Source organism: Candidatus Thiosymbion oneisti, from assembly GCF_004359955.1.
Taxonomy (GTDB): domain Bacteria; phylum Pseudomonadota; class Gammaproteobacteria; order Chromatiales; family Chromatiaceae; genus Thiosymbion; species Thiosymbion oneisti.
The window spans coordinates 1-18,131 of the sequence record NZ_SMSC01000038.1; the positions used below are offsets into that span (position 1 = coordinate 1).

General features: G+C 61.0%; 14 protein-coding genes and 1 pseudogene. 11 read left to right on the plus strand and 4 right to left on the minus strand.

What is annotated here, in order from left to right; genetic code table 11:
• On the plus strand, positions 1-855 hold an 855-nt coding region (locus E1958_RS17505), incomplete at its 5' end, for an ABC transporter substrate-binding protein (protein WP_208108617.1).
• 59 nt (positions 856-914) lie between these two features.
• Here E1958_RS17505 and E1958_RS17510 read toward each other — a convergent pair.
• Together E1958_RS17510 and E1958_RS17515 are read right to left on the minus strand one after the other, a co-directional pair.
• Entirely contained in the window at positions 915-2,054 is a 1,140-nt protein-coding gene (locus tag E1958_RS17510; RefSeq protein ID WP_243448504.1) for an efflux RND transporter periplasmic adaptor subunit, read from the minus strand.
• 205 nt (positions 2,055-2,259) lie between these two features.
• A complete protein-coding gene (locus E1958_RS17515) occupies positions 2,260-2,616 on the minus strand; it encodes a S24 family peptidase (RefSeq protein WP_133513014.1) in 357 nt (118 codons plus the stop codon).
• A 141-nt stretch (positions 2,617-2,757) separates the two neighbouring features.
• On the opposite strand from E1958_RS17515, the pseudogene E1958_RS17520 reads away from it, so the two are divergent.
• A pseudogene (locus E1958_RS17520) lies at positions 2,758-3,009 on the plus strand (hypothetical protein); the annotation flags it as partial.
• Positions 3,010-3,114: 105 nt separating this feature from the next.
• On the plus strand, positions 3,115-4,911 hold the full coding sequence (locus E1958_RS17525; protein WP_133513015.1) for an ABCB family ABC transporter ATP-binding protein/permease: 1,797 nt from the start codon (positions 3,115-3,117) through the stop codon (positions 4,909-4,911).
• A 1,049-nt stretch (positions 4,912-5,960) separates the two neighbouring features.
• Here the strand turns inward: E1958_RS17525 and E1958_RS17530 are convergent.
• Complete coding sequence (locus E1958_RS17530) at positions 5,961-6,437, minus strand: hypothetical protein (RefSeq protein WP_133513016.1); 477 nt, start codon at positions 6,435-6,437, stop codon at positions 5,961-5,963.
• A gap of 441 nt (positions 6,438-6,878) precedes the next feature.
• Between E1958_RS17530 and uvrA the strand changes: the two genes are divergently transcribed.
• The 8 genes from uvrA to E1958_RS17570 all read left to right on the plus strand — a co-directional run bounded on the left by uvrA (position 6,879) and on the right by E1958_RS17570 (position 15,755).
• On the plus strand, positions 6,879-9,719 hold the full coding sequence (gene uvrA, locus E1958_RS17535) for an excinuclease ABC subunit UvrA (RefSeq protein WP_133513017.1): 2,841 nt from the start codon (positions 6,879-6,881) through the stop codon (positions 9,717-9,719).
• Between the two features lie 259 nt (positions 9,720-9,978).
• Positions 9,979-11,382 (plus strand): M16 family metallopeptidase, encoded by a 1,404-nt coding sequence (locus tag E1958_RS17540; protein ID WP_133513018.1) that lies wholly within the window; start codon positions 9,979-9,981, stop codon positions 11,380-11,382.
• Positions 11,372-12,715 (plus strand): M16 family metallopeptidase, encoded by a 1,344-nt coding sequence (locus tag E1958_RS17545; protein WP_133513019.1) that lies wholly within the window; start codon positions 11,372-11,374, stop codon positions 12,713-12,715. The genes E1958_RS17540 and E1958_RS17545 overlap by 11 nt, the downstream gene beginning before the upstream one ends.
• Positions 12,716-12,994: 279 nt before the next feature.
• Positions 12,995-13,321 (plus strand): hypothetical protein, encoded by a 327-nt coding sequence (locus E1958_RS17550; protein ID WP_133513020.1) that lies wholly within the window; start codon positions 12,995-12,997, stop codon positions 13,319-13,321.
• A gap of 70 nt (positions 13,322-13,391) precedes the next feature.
• A complete protein-coding gene (locus E1958_RS17555) occupies positions 13,392-13,706 on the plus strand; it encodes a hypothetical protein (RefSeq protein ID WP_089729106.1) in 315 nt (104 codons plus the stop codon).
• A 74-nt stretch (positions 13,707-13,780) separates the two neighbouring features.
• Positions 13,781-15,283, plus strand: coding sequence for an FAD-linked oxidase C-terminal domain-containing protein (locus E1958_RS17560; protein WP_133513021.1), 1,503 nt, complete (start codon positions 13,781-13,783; stop codon positions 15,281-15,283).
• Positions 15,284-15,308: 25 nt separating this feature from the next.
• Positions 15,309-15,497: a type II toxin-antitoxin system HicA family toxin gene (locus tag E1958_RS17565; RefSeq protein WP_133513033.1), complete on the plus strand. Its 189-nt coding sequence runs from the start codon at positions 15,309-15,311 to the stop codon at positions 15,495-15,497.
• A 9-nt stretch (positions 15,498-15,506) separates the two neighbouring features.
• Complete coding sequence (locus E1958_RS17570; protein WP_089729101.1) at positions 15,507-15,755, plus strand: type II toxin-antitoxin system HicB family antitoxin; 249 nt, start codon at positions 15,507-15,509, stop codon at positions 15,753-15,755.
• Between the two features lie 427 nt (positions 15,756-16,182).
• Here the strand turns inward: E1958_RS17570 and E1958_RS17575 are convergent, their stop codons facing one another.
• Positions 16,183-17,271 (minus strand): transposase, encoded by a 1,089-nt coding sequence (locus E1958_RS17575; RefSeq protein WP_133513022.1) that lies wholly within the window; start codon positions 17,269-17,271, stop codon positions 16,183-16,185.
• Positions 17,272-18,131: the final 860 nt, after the last annotated feature.

Sequence of the window (18,131 nt, forward strand, 5' to 3'; positions counted from 1 at the left end):
AGCATGAGAAAGCAAAACAATCCGCTGAGCTGGTTTCTGATCCCGACCCTCCTGCTGTCCGTGGCCCCACTGGCGTTGGCGGCTGATGAATGCACGGCAGTCTATGGGAAGGGGCCGAATCGCTTCGCGCTGGCTACGGGGAGTCCGGGAGAGCTGGGATTGCTGGAAAAACTCATCGCATCCTTTAACAAAAGGCATGAGGTCACGATTTGCTGGAAAAAGGCCGGCTCGGGTAAGTCATTGAGGCTGCTCAAGGCCAAAGCGGTCGACATGGTCATGGTGCATGCGCCGGCTGCTGAGAGGCAGGCCGTCGAGGAGGGTTGGGCGACAAAGAGGACGCTCATTGGGGCCAATGAATTTTATATTGTCGGCCCCAAGGCCGATCCGGCACGGATCACCCAGGCCGACAGTGCGAGCGATGCCTACGCGAGAATCGCCACAGCCCGAGCGACTTTCCTGTCCCGGGGTGACGACTCGGGGACCCATAAAAGGGAGCTGGCGCTCTGGAAACAGGCCGGCCTGGAGCCCGCAGGTAAATGGTACATCATCACCAAGGACTTCATGCTGGCAACCCTGAAGCGGGCTAATGAGGTCAATGGATATTTCATGACGGACAGCAGCACCTGGATCGCAGGGAAAGGGGAATTGGATAATCTCCGGGTGCTCTTTCGCGGTGACCCTTTGTTGGTCAATATCTACCATGCCCTGTGTCGGCCGGAGGAGGGGCCTGGACGGAAATACGCCTCCCTGTTCATTGACTTTGTGGGGTCTGAGGAAGGACAGGAGATCATTCGCACTTATGGAAAGCGTCGTTATGGTGAACCCATGTACCAGGATGCTTTCTATGCCCGGTAGTACGAATAGCCGCAGTCGGGTAGGTTGGGCCAAGGCGCGCTGCCGAACCGGCGCACGACCTAGGGACTGTTCTCGACGACCTGCACTGATTTACCCTCCGCGAGACCCAGGAAACCACGGGTGACTACGCGCTCGCCGGGCTCCAGGCCCTCCAGGATCTCGATGCGGTCGGTGATGCGCAGACCTGTGCGTACCGGGCGGCGCTCGACCTGGTTCTCATCGCTCAGCAACCACAGGAACTCTCCATCCCGGTCCCGACGCACGGCACGGAAGGGTACCAAGAGCCGGTAGAGGGCGGCGATGCCTAGGGTCGCGCGGACGAACTGGCCGGCCCGAGCCCCTTCCGGGATGGGGTCCATGGCTACCTCGACGATGGCCTGACGACTGGTCCGGGCCAGGGCCGGATGGATACGCAGGATCTGGCCCTCGAAGCGATCGGGCCCCAGGGCGTCGATGCGTAGCTCCACCAGATCCCCTGGCTCGAGCTGGGGCAGTACCAGCTCCGAGGCGTAGACCTCGGCGATCAGGGATGCGGGATCGGCCAGGGTCAACAGGTGGCTGTTCTTGGTGACGAAATCCCCGGGCTCCACATGACGCTCGGTGATGACGCCGGTGAAAGGGGCCCGGATGCGGGTAAAGGCCAGGCGGGTCTCCAGCACTCGTTCCTCCGCCTGGGCCACGGTGAGGGCGGTGCGGGCCTGGGCGAGTTCGTCCTCGGAGACGGCGCGCCGCGACCGCAGGCCTTCCTGGCGCTGCAGGTCCAGCTGCTTTTGCCGCTTGGTGGCGCGGGCCTTGTCGAGCTGGGCCCGCAGCAGGTCGTCCTCGAGCCGAGCCAGAAGATTGTCCTGGGCGATCAGGTCACCCTCGAAGACCTCGAGCTCGGTAATGCGTCCCTCTTCCTGGCTGTGGATGCGCACCAGGCGGCGAAAACGCAGCGAGCCGGGGTGCTCGTGACGGGCGGCGACCGGAGCGCGTTCGGCCCTGAAGACGGTTACCAGGTGCTCCCGGGACGGCCCTTGCTGGTGGTGGGTGTGCCGGCTCTCGTCGTCTGCGCCGCAGCCGGTAAGGAGCAGAGCCAGGGTCAAGATCAGCCCCGGCTGCGGCCAATCCCTTACGACCGACTCGCCCGCGCAGGGTGTCATGGGGAGCGACGGTCGCGTACCGACCTTGCGGGCACGCGGGGGGATTGGAAACCACATGGCAGGCGTCGCTACCGGGGGGTACGGCCCGGTTCGGTGAGATCGGCGAGCCTGATCTCCGAGGTACCAGGGTATGTTGACATTCAGCTTATCCTATCCGTCCAGGTTAGCGGAAAACCACGAATTCACACGAATCAATACGAATTAGTGTGGATTTGTGTCTATTCGTGGTTCGCTTATGGAAACAGTCGGTTCGAGTTGAATGTCAACAGGCCCTGGGCTCGGCCTCATACCGGTAATGCTTGACCCGGCGTCGGATATTGCGCTGGATAATAACCCCCATGACCTTCCATTCGCGGCCTCTGAGGTCGATCTCAGGATACCGTCGGTTGAGAGCGATCAACCACTCCCTGCCTTGCTCGTCCATCTGGTACTGCCTGAACCAGCGCACGCCCTCTACCTCTGCGAAGACATACATGCCGTGGCTGCACCCTTCGGCCTGTTCGATGATGACGACGCATTTATCCGGGAACTCGGGCTCCATGCTGTCGCCGAGGACCTGCAGGGCGAAGGGCTCGCGCCAGGCGCAACCGGTTTCGTTATCGAGAGTAGGATTGGACATAGGCCGCCTTCATGTCGTGTCTTTCAGGAATCTATCCGGCTTTCGGGGTCTACCCCATTTTCGGACCGTTCGTGGTCCAATCCTGTGGCAATATCCGGTGATTGTACATGCACTCGCCGGCGGATCGGTTAAGCTTGGTCCATGAGTCACGATCAGAACTTCAAGAACCTCATCCTGGATTATCCCCGCCAAGCCCTGGCCTTTTTTGCGGCTGAGGAGGCCGCGGACCAATTGTCCGGCGCCGAGGTGCTGCCGGTACGCCAGGAGCAACTCAAGGATCGGCTCGGCGATCGTTTCCGGGAGCTCGATGTCCCCTTGTTGGTTCAATGGCCGGACGGTCGGCGCGAGGCCCTGTTGTTCGTCCTGGAAGAAGAAAGCGACCCACGGCGTTATCTTTCAAAATCCCATAAGAACGATCACTCGATAGTCTGTCGGGAGGCTCAAAGCTACCATATGGCCGAACCCCGTCCAACGCTCTAGCCGGCCAACAAACCCCGCATGAGTCGTATCATCTCGACGGAGCCTGTCCATCGCGATCGCCGCGATCTGCACAATCTGCGCAGCATGCTTCCCTTTCTGTGGGAGTTCCGTGGCCGGGCGCTGTTGGCGCTGGCCTGTCTGGTGCTGGCCAAGCTCGCCAACGTGGGCATTCCGATCCTGCTCAAGGAGATCGTGGACGCCTTCGAGGACCCGCAAGCCGGGATGCTGGTGCTCCCGGTCTCTCTGTTGTCGGCCTATGGTGCGCTCAAGCTCAGTGCCTCCCTGTTCAACGAATTGCGGGATGCGGTCTTCGCCCGGGTACGTTACCGGGCCATGCGTCGGCTATCGACCCGGGTGCTGGAGCATCTGCACCGGCTGTCCCTGCGTTACCACCTGGAACGCCGGAGCGGCGCCATCAGCCGCGACCTGGAGCGAGGCACCCGGTCGGTGAGCACCATCCTCAACTATATGGTCTTCAGCATGCTCCCGGTACTGGTGGAATTCGCGCTGGTGGCCGCGGTGCTCCTGACCCGATATGCCGCCGTCTTTACGCTGGTTACCTTCGGGACGGTAATGGTCTATGTGGCCTTTACCCTCACCATCACCGAGTGGCGCATGGATTTTCGTCATCGGATGAACCGGCTCGATTCCCAGGCCAACGGACAGGCCCTGGACAGCCTGATGAACTATGAGACGGTGAAGTATTTCGGCAATGAGGTCACGGAGCTCGCTCGCTATGATGATACCTTGAGAGATTGGGAGCAGGTTGCCGTCAAGAGCCAGTCTTCCATGTCCATCCTGAACTTCGGGCAAGGCGGGATCATCGCTATCGGGGTTACCTTGATCATGGTCTTTGCGGCCCGGGGGGTCGTCGCTGGCACCATGAGCATCGGTGATCTGGTGCTGGTAAACGCACTGCTGCTGCAATTGTTCATACCACTCAACTTCCTCGGTGTCGTTTACCGCCAGATCAAGTATGCCCTAGCGGACATGGATCTGGTGTTCAAGCTGTTGGAACGGGAACCTGAGATCGCCGATCGGCCCGGCGCCGGGCCTTTGGTCCTACACGGGGGCCAGGTGCGGTTCCAGCGGGTGGACTTTTATTACCAACCCCAGCGGCAAATCCTGCGGGGATTGGACCTCGCGCTCGAGCCGGGGCAGAAGTTGGCCGTGGTAGGCCCCAGCGGGGCCGGAAAGTCCACGCTGGCACGGTTGTTGTTTCGCTTCTACGACGTGACCGGCGGGCGCATCCTGATCGACGGTCAGGACCTGCGGGATGTCACCCAAGATAGTCTGCGTGCCGCCATCGGCATCGTTCCCCAGGATACGGTGCTGTTCAATGAGAGCATTCTCTACAATCTGGCCTATGGGCGTCCGGATGCGAGCCGTGCGGAGATCGAGCAGGCGGCACAGATGGCCCATATCCTGGATTTTATCGAAGGGTTACCGGAGCGGTGGAATACGGTGGTCGGGGAGCGGGGACTCAAACTTTCCGGCGGCGAGAAGCAGCGGGTAGCCATTGCCCGGGCCATGCTCAAACGGCCACGGATTCTGGTCTTCGACGAGGCGACCTCATCCCTGGACAGCCATACGGAGCGGGCCATCCAGCAGACCCTGGCGGAGGTCGCGGAGGACCACACGACCCTGGTCATCGCCCACCGCCTGTCCACTGTGGTGGACGCGGACCATATCCTGGTCATGGTGGGAGGACGGATCCGCGAGCAGGGTACCCATCGCCAGCTGTTGGAGCAGCAGGGAGTCTACGCCGAGATGTGGGAGCTGCAACGGCACGAGCGGGATGTCCCTGTTGCCTAGATCCGTTCATGACTGATGACCATTTGGACCGGCAACTCGGCATTCAGGTTCTAGCCGGTAACCAGAAGAGCCGACAAAATGTCAGCGGTCCCAGGGGCCGACAAAATGTCGGCGGTTCCGGGGACGCTGGGACCGCCGTCTTTCAGACGGCTTACGCACTCAATGACCAGCTGTCGGCAACGGTCAGAGCAGACGCCTTGTGGGCCGCACCAGATAACGCCGGACAGCTGGCAGGTTTAGTTCCCGGGTATACGCATGGTGGACACCAGCCTGATGCTCTGTGCGGCGCGGAGCTTCCGCGTTCCCACGCAGCGCGTGGGAACGAGAAATACTTGGCTCAAGGCGTCCGCCCTGCCGCTGAGGTGGTACTCCAAGCCGCTGGCTTCAGTTTCGTGGCTCGAGCCAGAAAACGTTCAACTTAATGTCAGCGGTCCCAGGGGCCGACGGGATAATCGGACCGCCGGTTCCAGCGAAGTGGGAGCCAGAGAATGGTGGATACCGGCTTGATTCTCTCCGCAGCGCGGAGCAACCAGGTTCCCACGCAGCGCGTGGGAACGAGAAAGAACTCCATCATCCAAGCCCAAAGCTCCACCATCCAAGCTCGGAGCTCGGTCATCCAAGCTCAGAGATCCATCATCGGAGCTCGAAGTTCCACCATCCAAGCTCAGAGCTCCACCATCCAAGCTCAAAGCTCCGTCATTCAAGCTCGGAGCTCGGTCATCCAAGCTCAGAGATCCACCGTCCAAGCTCAGAGCTCCACCATCCAAGCTCGAAGCTCCACCGTCCAAGCTCGAAGCTCTACCGTCCAAGCTCGAAGCTCCATCATCCAAGCTCAGAGCCCCGTCGCCCAAGCTCAAAGCTCCGCCATCCAAGCTCGGAGCTCCATCGTCGAAGCTCAGAGCTCCGTCGCCCAAGTTCAAAGCTCCACCATCCAAGCTCGGAGTACCGCCATCGAAGCTCAGATCCGTAGGGCGGGAAAGTGTAGCGCATCCCGCCGCTACTCAGACTACGAGCTCGAAATGACAGGAAAATTTCGATGGAAGGGGAGACTACTCCTCCGCGGAGGCGGCTGGCTTCCGCTCGCCCGCCCGCCGGAAGCGTTCGCCCAGCTGCTCGGCCACCGGCTTGAGACCCGGCGTCGTCTGGGCGGCGGTCTTGACATACTTGTAGACCTGGGCCGCTTCCTGCATCGCTTCCCCGCCCACCGCCATCCGGGTGTCGTCGATCTGGGAGGCCACCGAGTCGGCAAGTGTGCCCAACTCGGTCAGGGCGGTGAACAGGTCTACGTCCTTCTTGAAGCCGGGAATGCTGAAGCTGATGGGGAGAATCGTGGGATGATCCTGGGCGGCGGTCAGGGCATTCTGCACGAAGGAGGTGCTGTCGGGCCCGGCCTTGAAGGTGGCCATGCGTTCCTGGGGCGTCAGACTGACTAGGAAAGGTAGCTTTTTGAGCACGGTATCGAAGGCGGTCTTGATGATTTTCATGTCGGCGGCGGAGAGGGAGGCATCGATGTTTTGGTAGGACATAGTCATGTTCTCTCAGGATTATGAAACGGAATGGTCACTACAGTGGTAGTGTTCTAATTTTGTTATTGCTGAATAGCGGGAACCTTTTGGCGTCATTGCGTCCTGGCGTTAAATGGGCCGGAAAGTGAGCGGCCAAGCATAAAATTTTCAATCTGAGCCTCTGCCCTGTTTCGCGTCGTGAACAGATTGGCCTGATATCCGCCATAATTGGCGGCTTTACTTGGGTCAAAGCCTGTAGATCGGGTCAGGCCAGGGCGACGGAGGTAGCTAGCATACGGTGGATGGCGCAAGCTTATCCACCCTACGCGGACTAGTTTTGATGCGGTTCGCGCCGGGAAGGCGTGCACCAGCCGTCGAGTTCGGAACCACCGCGCTCACCGCATCCTCCGCCCTTTCTGCGAAAATCTGCGTAATCTGTGGATTCAAAACGCGAACACGATCATGGACACTATCCGCATCCGCGGCGCCCGCACCCATAATCTCAAGAATCTGGATCTGGATCTGCCGCGGGATCGGCTGATTGTGCTCACCGGTCTGTCCGGGTCCGGTAAATCCTCGCTGGCCTTCGATACTATCTATGCGGAGGGACAGCGCCGCTACGTGGAGTCCTTGTCCGCCTATGCCCGCCAGTTCTTGTCCATGATGGACAAGCCGGATCTGGATCATATCGAGGGGTTGTCGCCGGCTATCTCTATCGAGCAGAAGACGACTTCTCACAATCCCCGCTCGACGGTGGGCACCATCACGGAGATCTACGACTATCTGCGTCTGCTCTTCGCCCGGGTCGGCAGCCCTCACTGCCCCCAGCACGGCACCTCTCTTGAGGCCCAGACCGTGAGCCAGATGGTGGACCAGGTGTTGGCCCTGCCCGCGGGCGAGAAGCTGATGCTGCTGGCCCCGGTGGTCTCGGAGCGCAAGGGGGAGTACCACCGGTTGCTCGGGGAGCTCCACGCCCAGGGCTTTATCCGCGCCCGGATCGACGGCGATTTGTGCGAGCTGGACGCTCCGCCGGAGCTGGATCTGAAACGCAAACATAGTATCGAGGTGGTGGTGGACCGCTTCCGGGTGCGGCCGGACCTGGCGCTGCGGCTCGCCGAGTCTTTCGAGACCGCGCTGGGCCTTTCGGGCGGGCTGGCGCGGGTGGCCAGGATCGATGCGCCGAGCATCGAGGCCCCGGATCAGGGGGAGCTGCTGTTTTCCGCTTCCTTCGCCTGCCCCAGGTGCGGCTACAGCATCCTGGACCTGGAGCCGCGGCTGTTTTCCTTCAACAACCCGGCCGGCGCCTGCCCTACCTGCGACGGCTTGGGCGTGGAGCAGTTCTTCGACCCGGCCAAGGTGGTGAATCATCCCCAATTGAGTCTCGCCGGGGGCACCGTGCGCGGCTGGGACCGGCGTAATGCCTATTATTTCCAGCTGATCCGTGCCCTCGGCGCCCACTATGGTTTCGACGTGGAGACCCCCTGGCAGGCACTGCCGGAACGGGCACGCAGGCTGGTCCTGTACGGCTCCGGGCGGGAGAAGATCAGGTTTACGCTGCCCCACGAACGGGGCGCCGGCAAGCTGCGGCCCTTTGAGGGGATTATCCCCAACATGGAGCGCCGTTATCGGGAGACGGATTCCAACACGGTGCGCGAGGAGCTCGCCCGCTATATCTCCCAGCAGCCCTGCCCCGACTGTGCCGGCTCCCGTCTCAACGAGGCCGCCCGTCATGTGCTGGTGGCCGATCATAACCTGCCGCGGTTGGCCGCCCTGCCGGTGGGCGAATCCCTGCATTTCTTCGAGACCCTGGTCCTGCCCGGTCGGCATGGTGAGATCGGCGCCAAGATCATCAAGGAGATCGCCCAGCGGTTGCGGTTTCTGGTGGACGTGGGCCTGGACTACCTGACCCTGGAGCGTAGCGCCGATTCCTTGTCCGGCGGCGAGGCCCAGCGTATCCGGCTCGCCAGCCAGATCGGGGCCGGCCTGGTGGGGGTCATGTATATCCTGGACGAGCCCTCTATCGGTCTGCACCAGCGCGATAACGCCCGGCTGCTGCGCACCCTGACCCACCTGCGGGATCTGGGCAACACCGTCATCGTGGTCGAGCACGACGAGGAGGCCATCCGTAGCGCGGACCTGGTGGTCGATCTGGGGCCCGGCGCCGGTGTCCACGGCGGTGAGATCGTCGCCCAAGGCACCAGCGACCAGGTGGCCGCCGCTCCCGGCTCTCTCACCGGCCGCTACCTGAGCGGCGACCTGCGGATCGAGATCCCGGCCGCGCGTACCGCCGTGGATCCCGAGCGTCAGCTACGGGTGCGGGGGGCCGGCGGCCATAACCTGAAGGGTATCGACGCCGCTATCCCGGTGGGTACTTTGTGCTGTATCACCGGGGTCTCGGGCTCCGGCAAATCGACCCTCATCAATGATACTCTCTACCCGGCCGCCGCCCACCGGCTCAACGGGGCGGCCTTAAGCCCGGCCCAGCACAGCGCCATCGAAGGGCTGGATCACTTTGACAAGGTGGTGGATATCGACCAGAGCCCGATCGGTCGCACGCCCCGCTCCAATCCCGCTACCTACACGGGTCTGTTCGGTCCGGTGCGGGAGCTGTTCGCCGCCGTGCCCGAGGCCCGCTCCCGGGGCTATACCCCCGGCCGGTTCAGCTTCAACGTCAAGGGGGGGCGCTGCGAGACCTGCCGCGGGGACGGCTTGATCCGGGTCGAGATGCACTTTCTGCCCGATGTCTATGTCCAGTGCGATACCTGCCGGGGCCGGCGCTATAACCGCGAGACCCTGGAGATCCGCTATAAGAACAAGACTATCGACCAGGTCCTCGACCTCACGGTGGAGGACGCGGCGGAATTCTTCTCCGCGGTCCCGGTTATCAAGCGCAAGCTCCAGACCCTGATCGACGTGGGACTGGCCTATGTCTGCCTCGGCCAGAGTGCTACCACTCTGTCCGGAGGCGAGGCCCAGCGGGTCAAGCTGTCGCGGGAGCTCAGCAAGCGCGATACCGGCCGCACCCTCTACATCCTGGACGAACCCACCACCGGGCTCCACTTCCAGGACGTCAAGCAACTGCTGGAGGTCCTCCACCGCCTGCGCGACCACGGCAATACAGTCATCGTCATCGAGCACAACCTGGACGTGATCAAGACCGCGGACTGGATCCTCGACCTGGGACCGGAGGGGGGAGATCGGGGCGGCGAGCTCATCGCCACCGGCACCCCGGAACAGATCGCCGCCGACCCGGACTCTCATACCGGGCGCTTCCTCAAGCCCCATTTGGAGCGGGGGTGGTAGTAGCCTCGTAGGGTATGGTGAGGAACGAACCGCACCGATTGCGGGTATCCAGGGGGGTAGCCCAACAGCACTATTTTTTCCATACTCAATCCGGCTTAGGCGACTCCGCAACATGAATATATCCGCAGATTACGCAGATTTTCGCAGATTAAAAAAGTGTCGCATCCTTCACCGTCGAAAGACGCGCCTAACCCAACCGACAAGACTTAACTTAATGGCATTGGATACAATCCACCGGACAATCGACAACGGAGGCTGTATGAAATCGATCCTGATCCTGCTCGGGGTGCTGGTCACCCACCTGGCCGTGGCCGGTTCGGAGGTGCACGAAAAGGTGCTCGACAACGGGCTGAAGGTGCTGATGAAGCCCGATCACCGGGCCCCGATTGTCACTTCCCAGGTTTGGTACAAGGTCGGGTCCAGCTATGAGCACGGCGGCCTGACCGGTATCTCCCACGTGCTGGAACACATGATGTTCAAGGGTACCAAGCGGCTCGCTCCCGGCGAGTTCTCCCGCATCATCGCGGAGCACGGCGGTAGGGAGAACGCCTTTACCGGGCGCGATTACACGGCCTATTACCAGACCCTGGCCAAGGACCGACTCGCGATCGCCTTCGAGCTGGAGGCCGAGCGGATGCGTAATCTCACCCTGCCGGAGGAGGAATTTGCCAAGGAGCTGGAGGTGGTCAAGGAAGAGCGCCGCCTGCGTACCGAGGACGACCCCGAGTCCTTGACCTTCGAGCAGTTCAATGCCACGGCCTACGAGGCATCGCCCTATCGGATCCCCATCATCGGCCGGGCCAGCGACCTGGAGCACCTGAAGGTCGGTGACCTCCGCGCCTGGTACCGCAGGTGGTACGCCCCGAATAACGCGACCCTGGTGGTGGTGGGTGACCTGGAGCCGGAAGCGGTCTTCTTACTGGCCGAGAAGCACTTCGGTCCCCTGAAACCGGAGCGGATACTACCGCCGAAGGTACGCGGGGAGCCCGTGCAACGGGGCGAGAAACGGCTCCGGGTCAAGGCGCCGGCCAAGGAGCCCTATCTGATCCTGGGCTATAAGGCCACCGCCCTGGGACATGCCGAACCGGCCTGGGAGCCTTATGCCCTGGAGCTGTTGGCCGCGGTGCTCGACGGCGGCAGCAGTGCCCGCTTCAGCCGCGAGCTGGTGCGCGGCACACGAGTGGCCGCCTCGGCGAGTGCCGGTTACGATGCCTTTAGCCGTCTACCCGGGTTGTTCCTAATCGACGGCACCCCCGCCCAGGGGCGTACCCTGGAGGCGCTCGAGCAGGCCTTCCGGGCCCAGGTCGAGCGCGTCCAACGCGAGCCGGTGGCGGCGTCCGAGCTCGCGCGCATCCGCACTCAGGTCGTCGCCCACAAGGTCTACGAGCAAGACTCGGTCTTTTACCAGGCCATGCAGCTGGGACGCCTGGAGACCGTGGGCCTGGGTTGGCCCTTGGTCGATCAGTACGTCACGCAGCTGAGCCGGATAACCCCGGAACAGATCCGGGCCGTGGCGCGCAAATATCTGGTCGCGGACCGGCTCACGGTGGCTCTGCTGGAGCCCCAACCCCTGGATGGCAAACAGAATGGCAAACGGGATGGCAAACGGGATGGCAAACAACCGCGCTCGAAGGCAGCGGGAGGACCTGGCCATGCGCACTGACAATATCCGCATTTTCTCCATAGCTTGTGCCCTGCTCGGTCTCTCCGTCGCGAGTGCCGCCGAAGCGGGACCCAAGATCGAAACCTGGAAGACCACCAAGGGCGCGCGGGTCCTTTTCGTCGCCGCACCGGATCTGCCCATCCTCGACGTCCGGTTGGTGTTCGATGCCGGAAGCGCCCGGGACGGCGAACGCTCCGGTCTAGCCTCCCTGACCGCGAATATGTTGACGCAGGGGGCGGGGGCGTGGGACGCGGACACCGTCGCCGAACGGATCGAGTCCGTCGGGGCAGAGTTCTCCGCCAGCGCCGCCCGCGACATGGCCACCTTGTCGCTGCGCACCTTGACCGCAGAGTCCGCTTTGGACCAAGCCCTGGAGACCGTAGCCAAGAGCCTGTCCAAGCCCAGGTTCGACCAGGCCGATTTCGAGCGCGTGCGCGAGAACCGCCTGGTCGCCTTGCGTCAGGACGAGCAGGATCCGAGCACCCTCGGCTCAAAGGCCATCTACCGCAAGGTCTTCGGCGATCATCCCTACGCCGCCGACCCCGCCGGGACCCTGGAGACGGTAAGCGCCATACGGCGTGAGGAGCTGGTGGAATTTCACCGCCGCTACTATGTGGCCGGCAACGCGGTGGTCGCCATCGTCGGGGCCCTCGCACAGGAGCAGGCCCGAGACCTGGCGGAGCGCCTCACGGCCGATTTGGACACCGGCGAGCCGCCGCCCGCGTTGCCGCCGGTGCCGGAGCTGTCTGATCCGGTCCTGGAACGGTTGAGTTTCCCATCGACCCAGACTCACGTCTTCGCTGGACAGCCGGGAATGCGGCGGCTCGATCCGGATTACTTTCCCCTCTATGTGGGTAATCATATCCTCGGGGGCAGTGGGCTGGTCTCCCTGCTCATGGAGGAGGTGCGGGAGAAACGGGGGCTGTCCTACAGCGTCTACAGCTACTTCTACCCCATGTCCCGACGCGGCCCCCTCCTGATGGGGCTGCAGACCAAAAACGACCAAGCCGACCAGGCCCGGGCAGTGCTGATGGACACGGTGCGGCGTTTCCGGGAGCAAGGACCGACGGAAGCTGAGCTGACGGCCGCGATCAAGCACATCACCGGCGGCTTTCCGCGGCGGATCGCCAGCAACAGCAAGGTGGTCGGCTATCTCGCGGTGATCGGCTTCTACGGTCTACCTCTGGACTATCTGGACCGCTTCAGCGAGCGGGTGTCCAAGATACGGGCCGAGCAGATCCGCGACGCCTTCCACCGCCGGGTACATCCGGACCGGTTCGCCACCGTGATCGTCGGGCCGCGGGAGGGTCGCGCGGCCGCTGGCGAAGACTGATGTCCGCCTGAGGGTAGTCCGGCGTGTTGGGTTACGGCGCGTTCGGTCCTGTCGCTGTGCTTCGGGATCGGACCGCGCGCCTAACCCAACCTACACTTAAAGCGAAGTCCGCGCATGCAGGCAGCACGGCGGGTAATGTGAGTGTAGGTTGCGTTAAGACGCCGGCATGACCCAAGCAGACGATCAGCGAGCCTTTGGGCGTCGAACGCAACACGTCCGGTCCCCCAAACAGCGCCGAATCATTCAGGATTGCTTTTAACCAGACAGTCTTTCAAAATCATGACAACCGATCTTACCACCGAGATCCTGAAGCAGATCCGAGACGGCATCACGGAGCTGCGGGAGGACTTCAATCACCGGCTCGATCAGACCAACTCACGCCTTGAGGAGTTGCGACAAGACTTTAATCACCGGCTCGATCAGACCAACTCGCGTCTTGGGCGGGTAGAACAGGGGCTTAATGATCTCGGCAAATTCATGCGTCAAATCGCCCTCGACCAGGCCAAACACGAGCGCTTCCATGTCCACCATGTGGAGCGCCTGGAAGAGGATGTAACGGACCTGAAAGCGCGCGTCCAACGGCTCGAACAAAGAACTGCTGTCTGAAGGCAGTAGGCGGCGAACCGACTAGCGACATTTGGCATCCGAAACTCCATGCGTCAGGTCTTTGGAAATCATGACAACCGATCTTACCACCGAAATCCTGAAGCAAATCCGAGACGGCATCACGGAGTTGCGGGAGGACTTTAATCAACGGCTGGATCAGACCAATGAGCGGCTGGATCAGACCAATGAACGGTTGGATCAGACCAACTCGCGTCTTGGGCGGGTGGAACAAGGTCTTAATGACCTCGGCAAATTCATGCGTCAAATCGCCCTCGATCAAGCCAGGCACGAGCGCTTCCATGCCCACCATGTGGAGCACCTGGAAGAGGACGTAACGGACTTGAAAGCGCGTGTCCAACGACTCGAACAAAGAGCCGTCGGCTGAACAGGGTATACTATTAAGGACTCGTCGGCGCCCCCCGGCAATTGCTGGAATCTTCGCAATCCGAATCTATCCAAATGAGCCAAGTCCATACCCCACAACCAGCGTTTCACGACCCTTCCCTGGTCGCGGCCCGCACCGAGTTGCTCCGCGTGCTGCGCACCTTTCTGCCCGATGACGCCGTACTGGCGCAGGAGGAAGAACTTCGCCCCTACGAGTGTGATGCCCTCTCCGCCTACCGCCAGCTCCCCTTGCTGGTGGTGCTGCCGCGTACCCTCGAAGAGGTCCGGCGTATCATGCGCCTGTGCCATGAACGCGACATCCCGGTGGTCGCCAGAGGCGCGGGGACCGGGGTTTCCGGCGGTGCGCTGCCCCACGCCGAAGGCGTCCTGCTCAGCCTGGCACGCTTCAACCGCATCCTGGATATCGACCGGAGCGGCCGCACCGCGCGCGTTCAGCCCGGCGTGCGCAATCTGGCCATCTCCGATGCCGCGGCTCCCCTCGGCCTCTATTATGCCCCGGACCCGTCCTCGCAGATCGCCTGCACCATCGGCGGCAATGTCGCGGAAAACTCCGGCGGCGTGCACTGCCTCAAGTACGGGCTGACGGTGCATAACGTGCTGGCAATCAAGCTGGTGACGGTGGACGGCGAGTTGATCGAGATCGGCGGCCAGGCCCTGGACGCCCCGGGCTACGACCTGTTGGCCCTGTTCATCGGGTCCGAGGGGATGCTCGGTGTCGTGCTCGAAGTGACCATCCGCCTCCTGCCGGTGCCCGAGCAGGCACAAGTCGTGTTGGCCGCCTACGACGACGTAGAAAAGGGCGGACAGGCCGTGGGGGACATCATCGCCGCGGGCATCATCCCGGCGGGCCTGGAGATGATGGACGGCCCCGCTATCGCCGCCACCGAGGCCTTCGTCCACGCCGGCTATCCGACCGACGCGGCCGCCATCCTACTGTGCGAAGTGGACGGTAGCGAACAAGAGGTCGCCGAGCACACCGCGCAGGTTCGGGAACTGCTGCTCGCCAGCGGCGCTACCGAGGTACGGACCGCCCGCGACAATCAGGAACGCCTGCGCTTCTGGCAGGGTCGCAAGGCTGCCTTCCCCGCCATGGGCCAGCTCGCCCCCGACTACTACTGTATGGACGGCACCATCCCCCGCCGCCGATTGCCCGAGGTCCTGCGCCGCACCACGGAGCTCGCGGAAGAATACGGCCTGCCGGTGGTCAATGTATTCCATGCCGGCGACGGTAACCTGCATCCGCTGATTCTCTACGATGCCAACAAGCCCGGGGAACTGGAACGCACCGAGGAACTCGGCGGCAAGATCCTGGAGCTGTGCGTCGAGGTCGGCGGCACCATCACCGGCGAGCATGGCGTGGGAATCGAGAAGATCCGCCAGATGTGCTTTCAGTTCTCCAAGGAAGAGCTCGATCAGTTCATGGCGGTCAAGCGGGCCTTCGACCCGAAGGGGCTGTTGAACCCCGGCAAAGGCGTGCCCACGCCGCGCCGGTGCTCGGAGTACCGTGAGCTACCTTCACGGGCGCCGGATCGTGAGCATAGGCACGATCACCGATGACCAGAAACTCGACAGTATAGGAAAAGTGAAATTCAACGAATTGGTCCGGCTCTTGGAGAAAAATGGATTCCGCATCGTCAAAGAGAAGGGCTCTATTCGCTACTATGCAAAGGAAGGTTACCATAACATTATACGGGTAGACTATCACGGCGCCAAAGAAGTACCTAAAGGCACTTGTCACGCTATCCTAAAAGCAGCAGGCATCAGAAAATAAGATATCAATATGATTGATCTTCAATATTCTCTCGTGATAGAGGCAACGGAAGAACCGGATTTCTTCGGCTTCTTTTCTCCCGATTTGGACGGCTTCACTGGGGTCGGTCACTCGATTGAAGATTGTATCTACAAGGCCAAGTGGGGGATGCTCGAGCACATCGCCTTGATGAAGGAACGCGGACTTTCTATTCCTCCTCCAAGTCCGGATATGAAAATAACTATCCGGAATGAAAGAAAAATGGCTGTTGCCGCATAGTCGATATAACGAGGATATCCGGCTTTCACGCTTCGGCGTGAGCGCAAGTTCTGATGCTTTAGCGTCACGAGACGCGCATCGCCGGAGCGACTAATGGTGCGTTTCTATACTGGATGTGGGAGCGGACCCAAAAAACAGAAATCACGGTCATGCCCGGGTTGTACGATATAAAAAGGAATAACACGGTGGATACGCGGGGGCGTGATCGGTTATGCGTGTAGAGGAAATTAAACCTGGCCCCTTTCTTCCGCCATGTCGAGCCAAAGCCGTTGGGGTTCGTTCCTCACCCCAACCTACGGGCTTTCCTACAAGCTACCGACTTCCCTGCCTCGCACCGCATTGCCAACACTCAAAACTTCTGGCGGCTAATAGGCGAAACAGAGCAACCGAATCGGTCCTCACAGCAAACCCTAACCACTCAACCCTATCACGCCGCTTGTTTGGCTACAAACACCGCTCGCGCAGCCCGGATGCCACGCAGATACTTGGCCTGACGCCGAACACAGAGATTCACGAGTGATGCCGGTGCGCCAACCGCTGTTCCAAATTCCTTGAGAAAACGCTCGGCAAAGCTGATAAATCGCTCCCCGTCGATGCCTAGTCGCGTGAGGATCTTGGGTGCTTGCGCCTCAATGTACCCACGTTTATCCGCGCGTAATGCGCGGCCCGTCCAATCGACCAGCTCCAAGTAGTCCTCGAAAGCAAAAGGCACTGCCCAGGGAGTCTGTGCGGTGGCGTCAAAGGGCATCAGCGAGGCTTGGGGTAAGACGTGCGTTTCGGCCTCTGGTCGTAACCGCTCCCCATCGAGCATTACCTCAGGATCTTTAGTGGTTGCGGTCTCCTGCGAGCCGGCTTCGAACCCGACTTCTTCCGGCAGTCCGACGACACGCTCCTGAATCGAGGTATAGTCAGAGGTCTCCGGCGTCTCGGCCAGCCCCGCCCGCACCGGATTCAGATCCACATAGGCCATTGCCGCCAGCAACGCCTTCTCATCGAGCAATGCCTGGCTCTTGAAGCGGCCCTCCCAAAACCGTCCCTTCACCCCATCCTCCGCATTGGCCCGGCGGGCGATATGCTCATTGAGGGTACGCATGAACCAGGACAAATCATGCAATCGCTTCCGGTAGACCTCGGCAAGTGCCTCGACCTCGGCGATCTCCGCCTGGCTCATCTCTGCCCGTGACGCCGAGAGATAACGCGTCACCAACAAAGGCCCGGTGAAGAGCGCCGTCCAGCGTTTCAGGACCTCCTCTAGCGACCACTCCGAGGCCCGTTCGCGGTCGATGCGCACCACCATGTGATAGTGGTTACTCATCACCGCGTAGGCAGCCACATCGATGGCAAACAGAGCAGCAAGCTGCTGAATGCGCTCGACAATCCAACCGCGGCGGTGGTCGAAATTCCGACCCGAAAACGGGTCCTCGCCACACAAGAAGGCGCGGCGCACACAACGACAAACACAATGATACCAGGGGGTGTCTTCAAGGGAGACGAGAACGGAGCGGGGAGCGGTCATGAGAGGTTCTCTGTGGTTCCGTGTCGAAGGCGAAGCGTTTGGGGATCAGAAGCAAAGTGGGTTTATTTCTTTTTATTTAGCCGGTATATTATTTAGCCGGTATATGGCCTTGTTAGGGCCTAGCATTTCGAAGCATTCTCGACTTACCAGCAAGGGCCTAACTTCCATTCGTCACAAATTGTTACCGTGCTGCATTCAGGAACAGTATCACAGACCTCCTGGCAGACTTGCGTTGCAGCGCCGATACCAGCTGCAGCACCGACTCCACCCCCAACAGCAGCTCCTGTCCCCGCTCCTGCTGCAGTGCAAACTATTCGGCATACTTGGCGATTAACACAGGCCTCTTCTGTATGAGAGGCGACACACTCCCGGCGACAACCACCAACAGCTATGTTTTGTTCTTCTACATCATCTACTACAGGCAAAGTACCACCAATAGAGGTGTTAGCCCTTCCGATTTCGTTTGCGGGGCTACTTTTAACGTTAGAACTTGAGTGACGATCAGACTGGCCAACGGCCAGAATCGTACCCGATGGTAGAAAAAGGAACAGTATGAATATGGGGACATATAGCTTCTTCAGCATCATTTGATACCTCTCACCTTTCGTTACTGAGGGATGGGCAATTTCTGCAAGGTTCTCCAGCCCTAACATGCAATCGACGGCTTCGCCGCCGCAGTTAAAGTACCTATATTTATTAACATGTTCCTAAATATAGGTGCCGGAATCTAATATTAGGAACCCAAATATAGGAACCTACATTTAGGTTCCTATATTTAGGCACCCATGGTCATTGTGCTTATGGCCCTCTAAAGGGGACCTTGAAAAATCCCATACTCAATGCTTTTCACGATGACAGCC

Bases quoted from the DNA above. Each gene is read 5' to 3' on its own strand.
- E1958_RS17510 (WP_243448504.1), bottom strand. From the start codon at position 2,054: ATGTGGTTTCCAATCCCCCCGCGTGCCCGCAAGGTCGGTACGCGACCG.
- E1958_RS17515 (WP_133513014.1), bottom strand. From the start codon at position 2,616: ATGTCCAATCCTACTCTCGATAACGAAACCGGTTGCGCCTGGCGCGAG.
- E1958_RS17525 (WP_133513015.1), top strand. From the start codon at position 3,115: ATGAGTCGTATCATCTCGACGGAGCCTGTCCATCGCGATCGCCGCGAT.
- E1958_RS17530 (WP_133513016.1), bottom strand. From the start codon at position 6,437: ATGTCCTACCAAAACATCGATGCCTCCCTCTCCGCCGCCGACATGAAA.
- uvrA (WP_133513017.1), top strand. From the start codon at position 6,879: ATGGACACTATCCGCATCCGCGGCGCCCGCACCCATAATCTCAAGAAT.
- E1958_RS17540 (WP_133513018.1), top strand. From the start codon at position 9,979: ATGAAATCGATCCTGATCCTGCTCGGGGTGCTGGTCACCCACCTGGCC.
- E1958_RS17545 (WP_133513019.1), top strand. From the start codon at position 11,372: ATGCGCACTGACAATATCCGCATTTTCTCCATAGCTTGTGCCCTGCTC.
- E1958_RS17550 (WP_133513020.1), top strand. From the start codon at position 12,995: ATGACAACCGATCTTACCACCGAGATCCTGAAGCAGATCCGAGACGGC.
- E1958_RS17555 (WP_089729106.1), top strand. From the start codon at position 13,392: ATGACAACCGATCTTACCACCGAAATCCTGAAGCAAATCCGAGACGGC.
- E1958_RS17560 (WP_133513021.1), top strand. From the start codon at position 13,781: ATGAGCCAAGTCCATACCCCACAACCAGCGTTTCACGACCCTTCCCTG.
- E1958_RS17570 (WP_089729101.1), top strand. From the start codon at position 15,507: ATGATTGATCTTCAATATTCTCTCGTGATAGAGGCAACGGAAGAACCG.
- E1958_RS17575 (WP_133513022.1), bottom strand. From the start codon at position 17,271: ATGACCGCTCCCCGCTCCGTTCTCGTCTCCCTTGAAGACACCCCCTGG.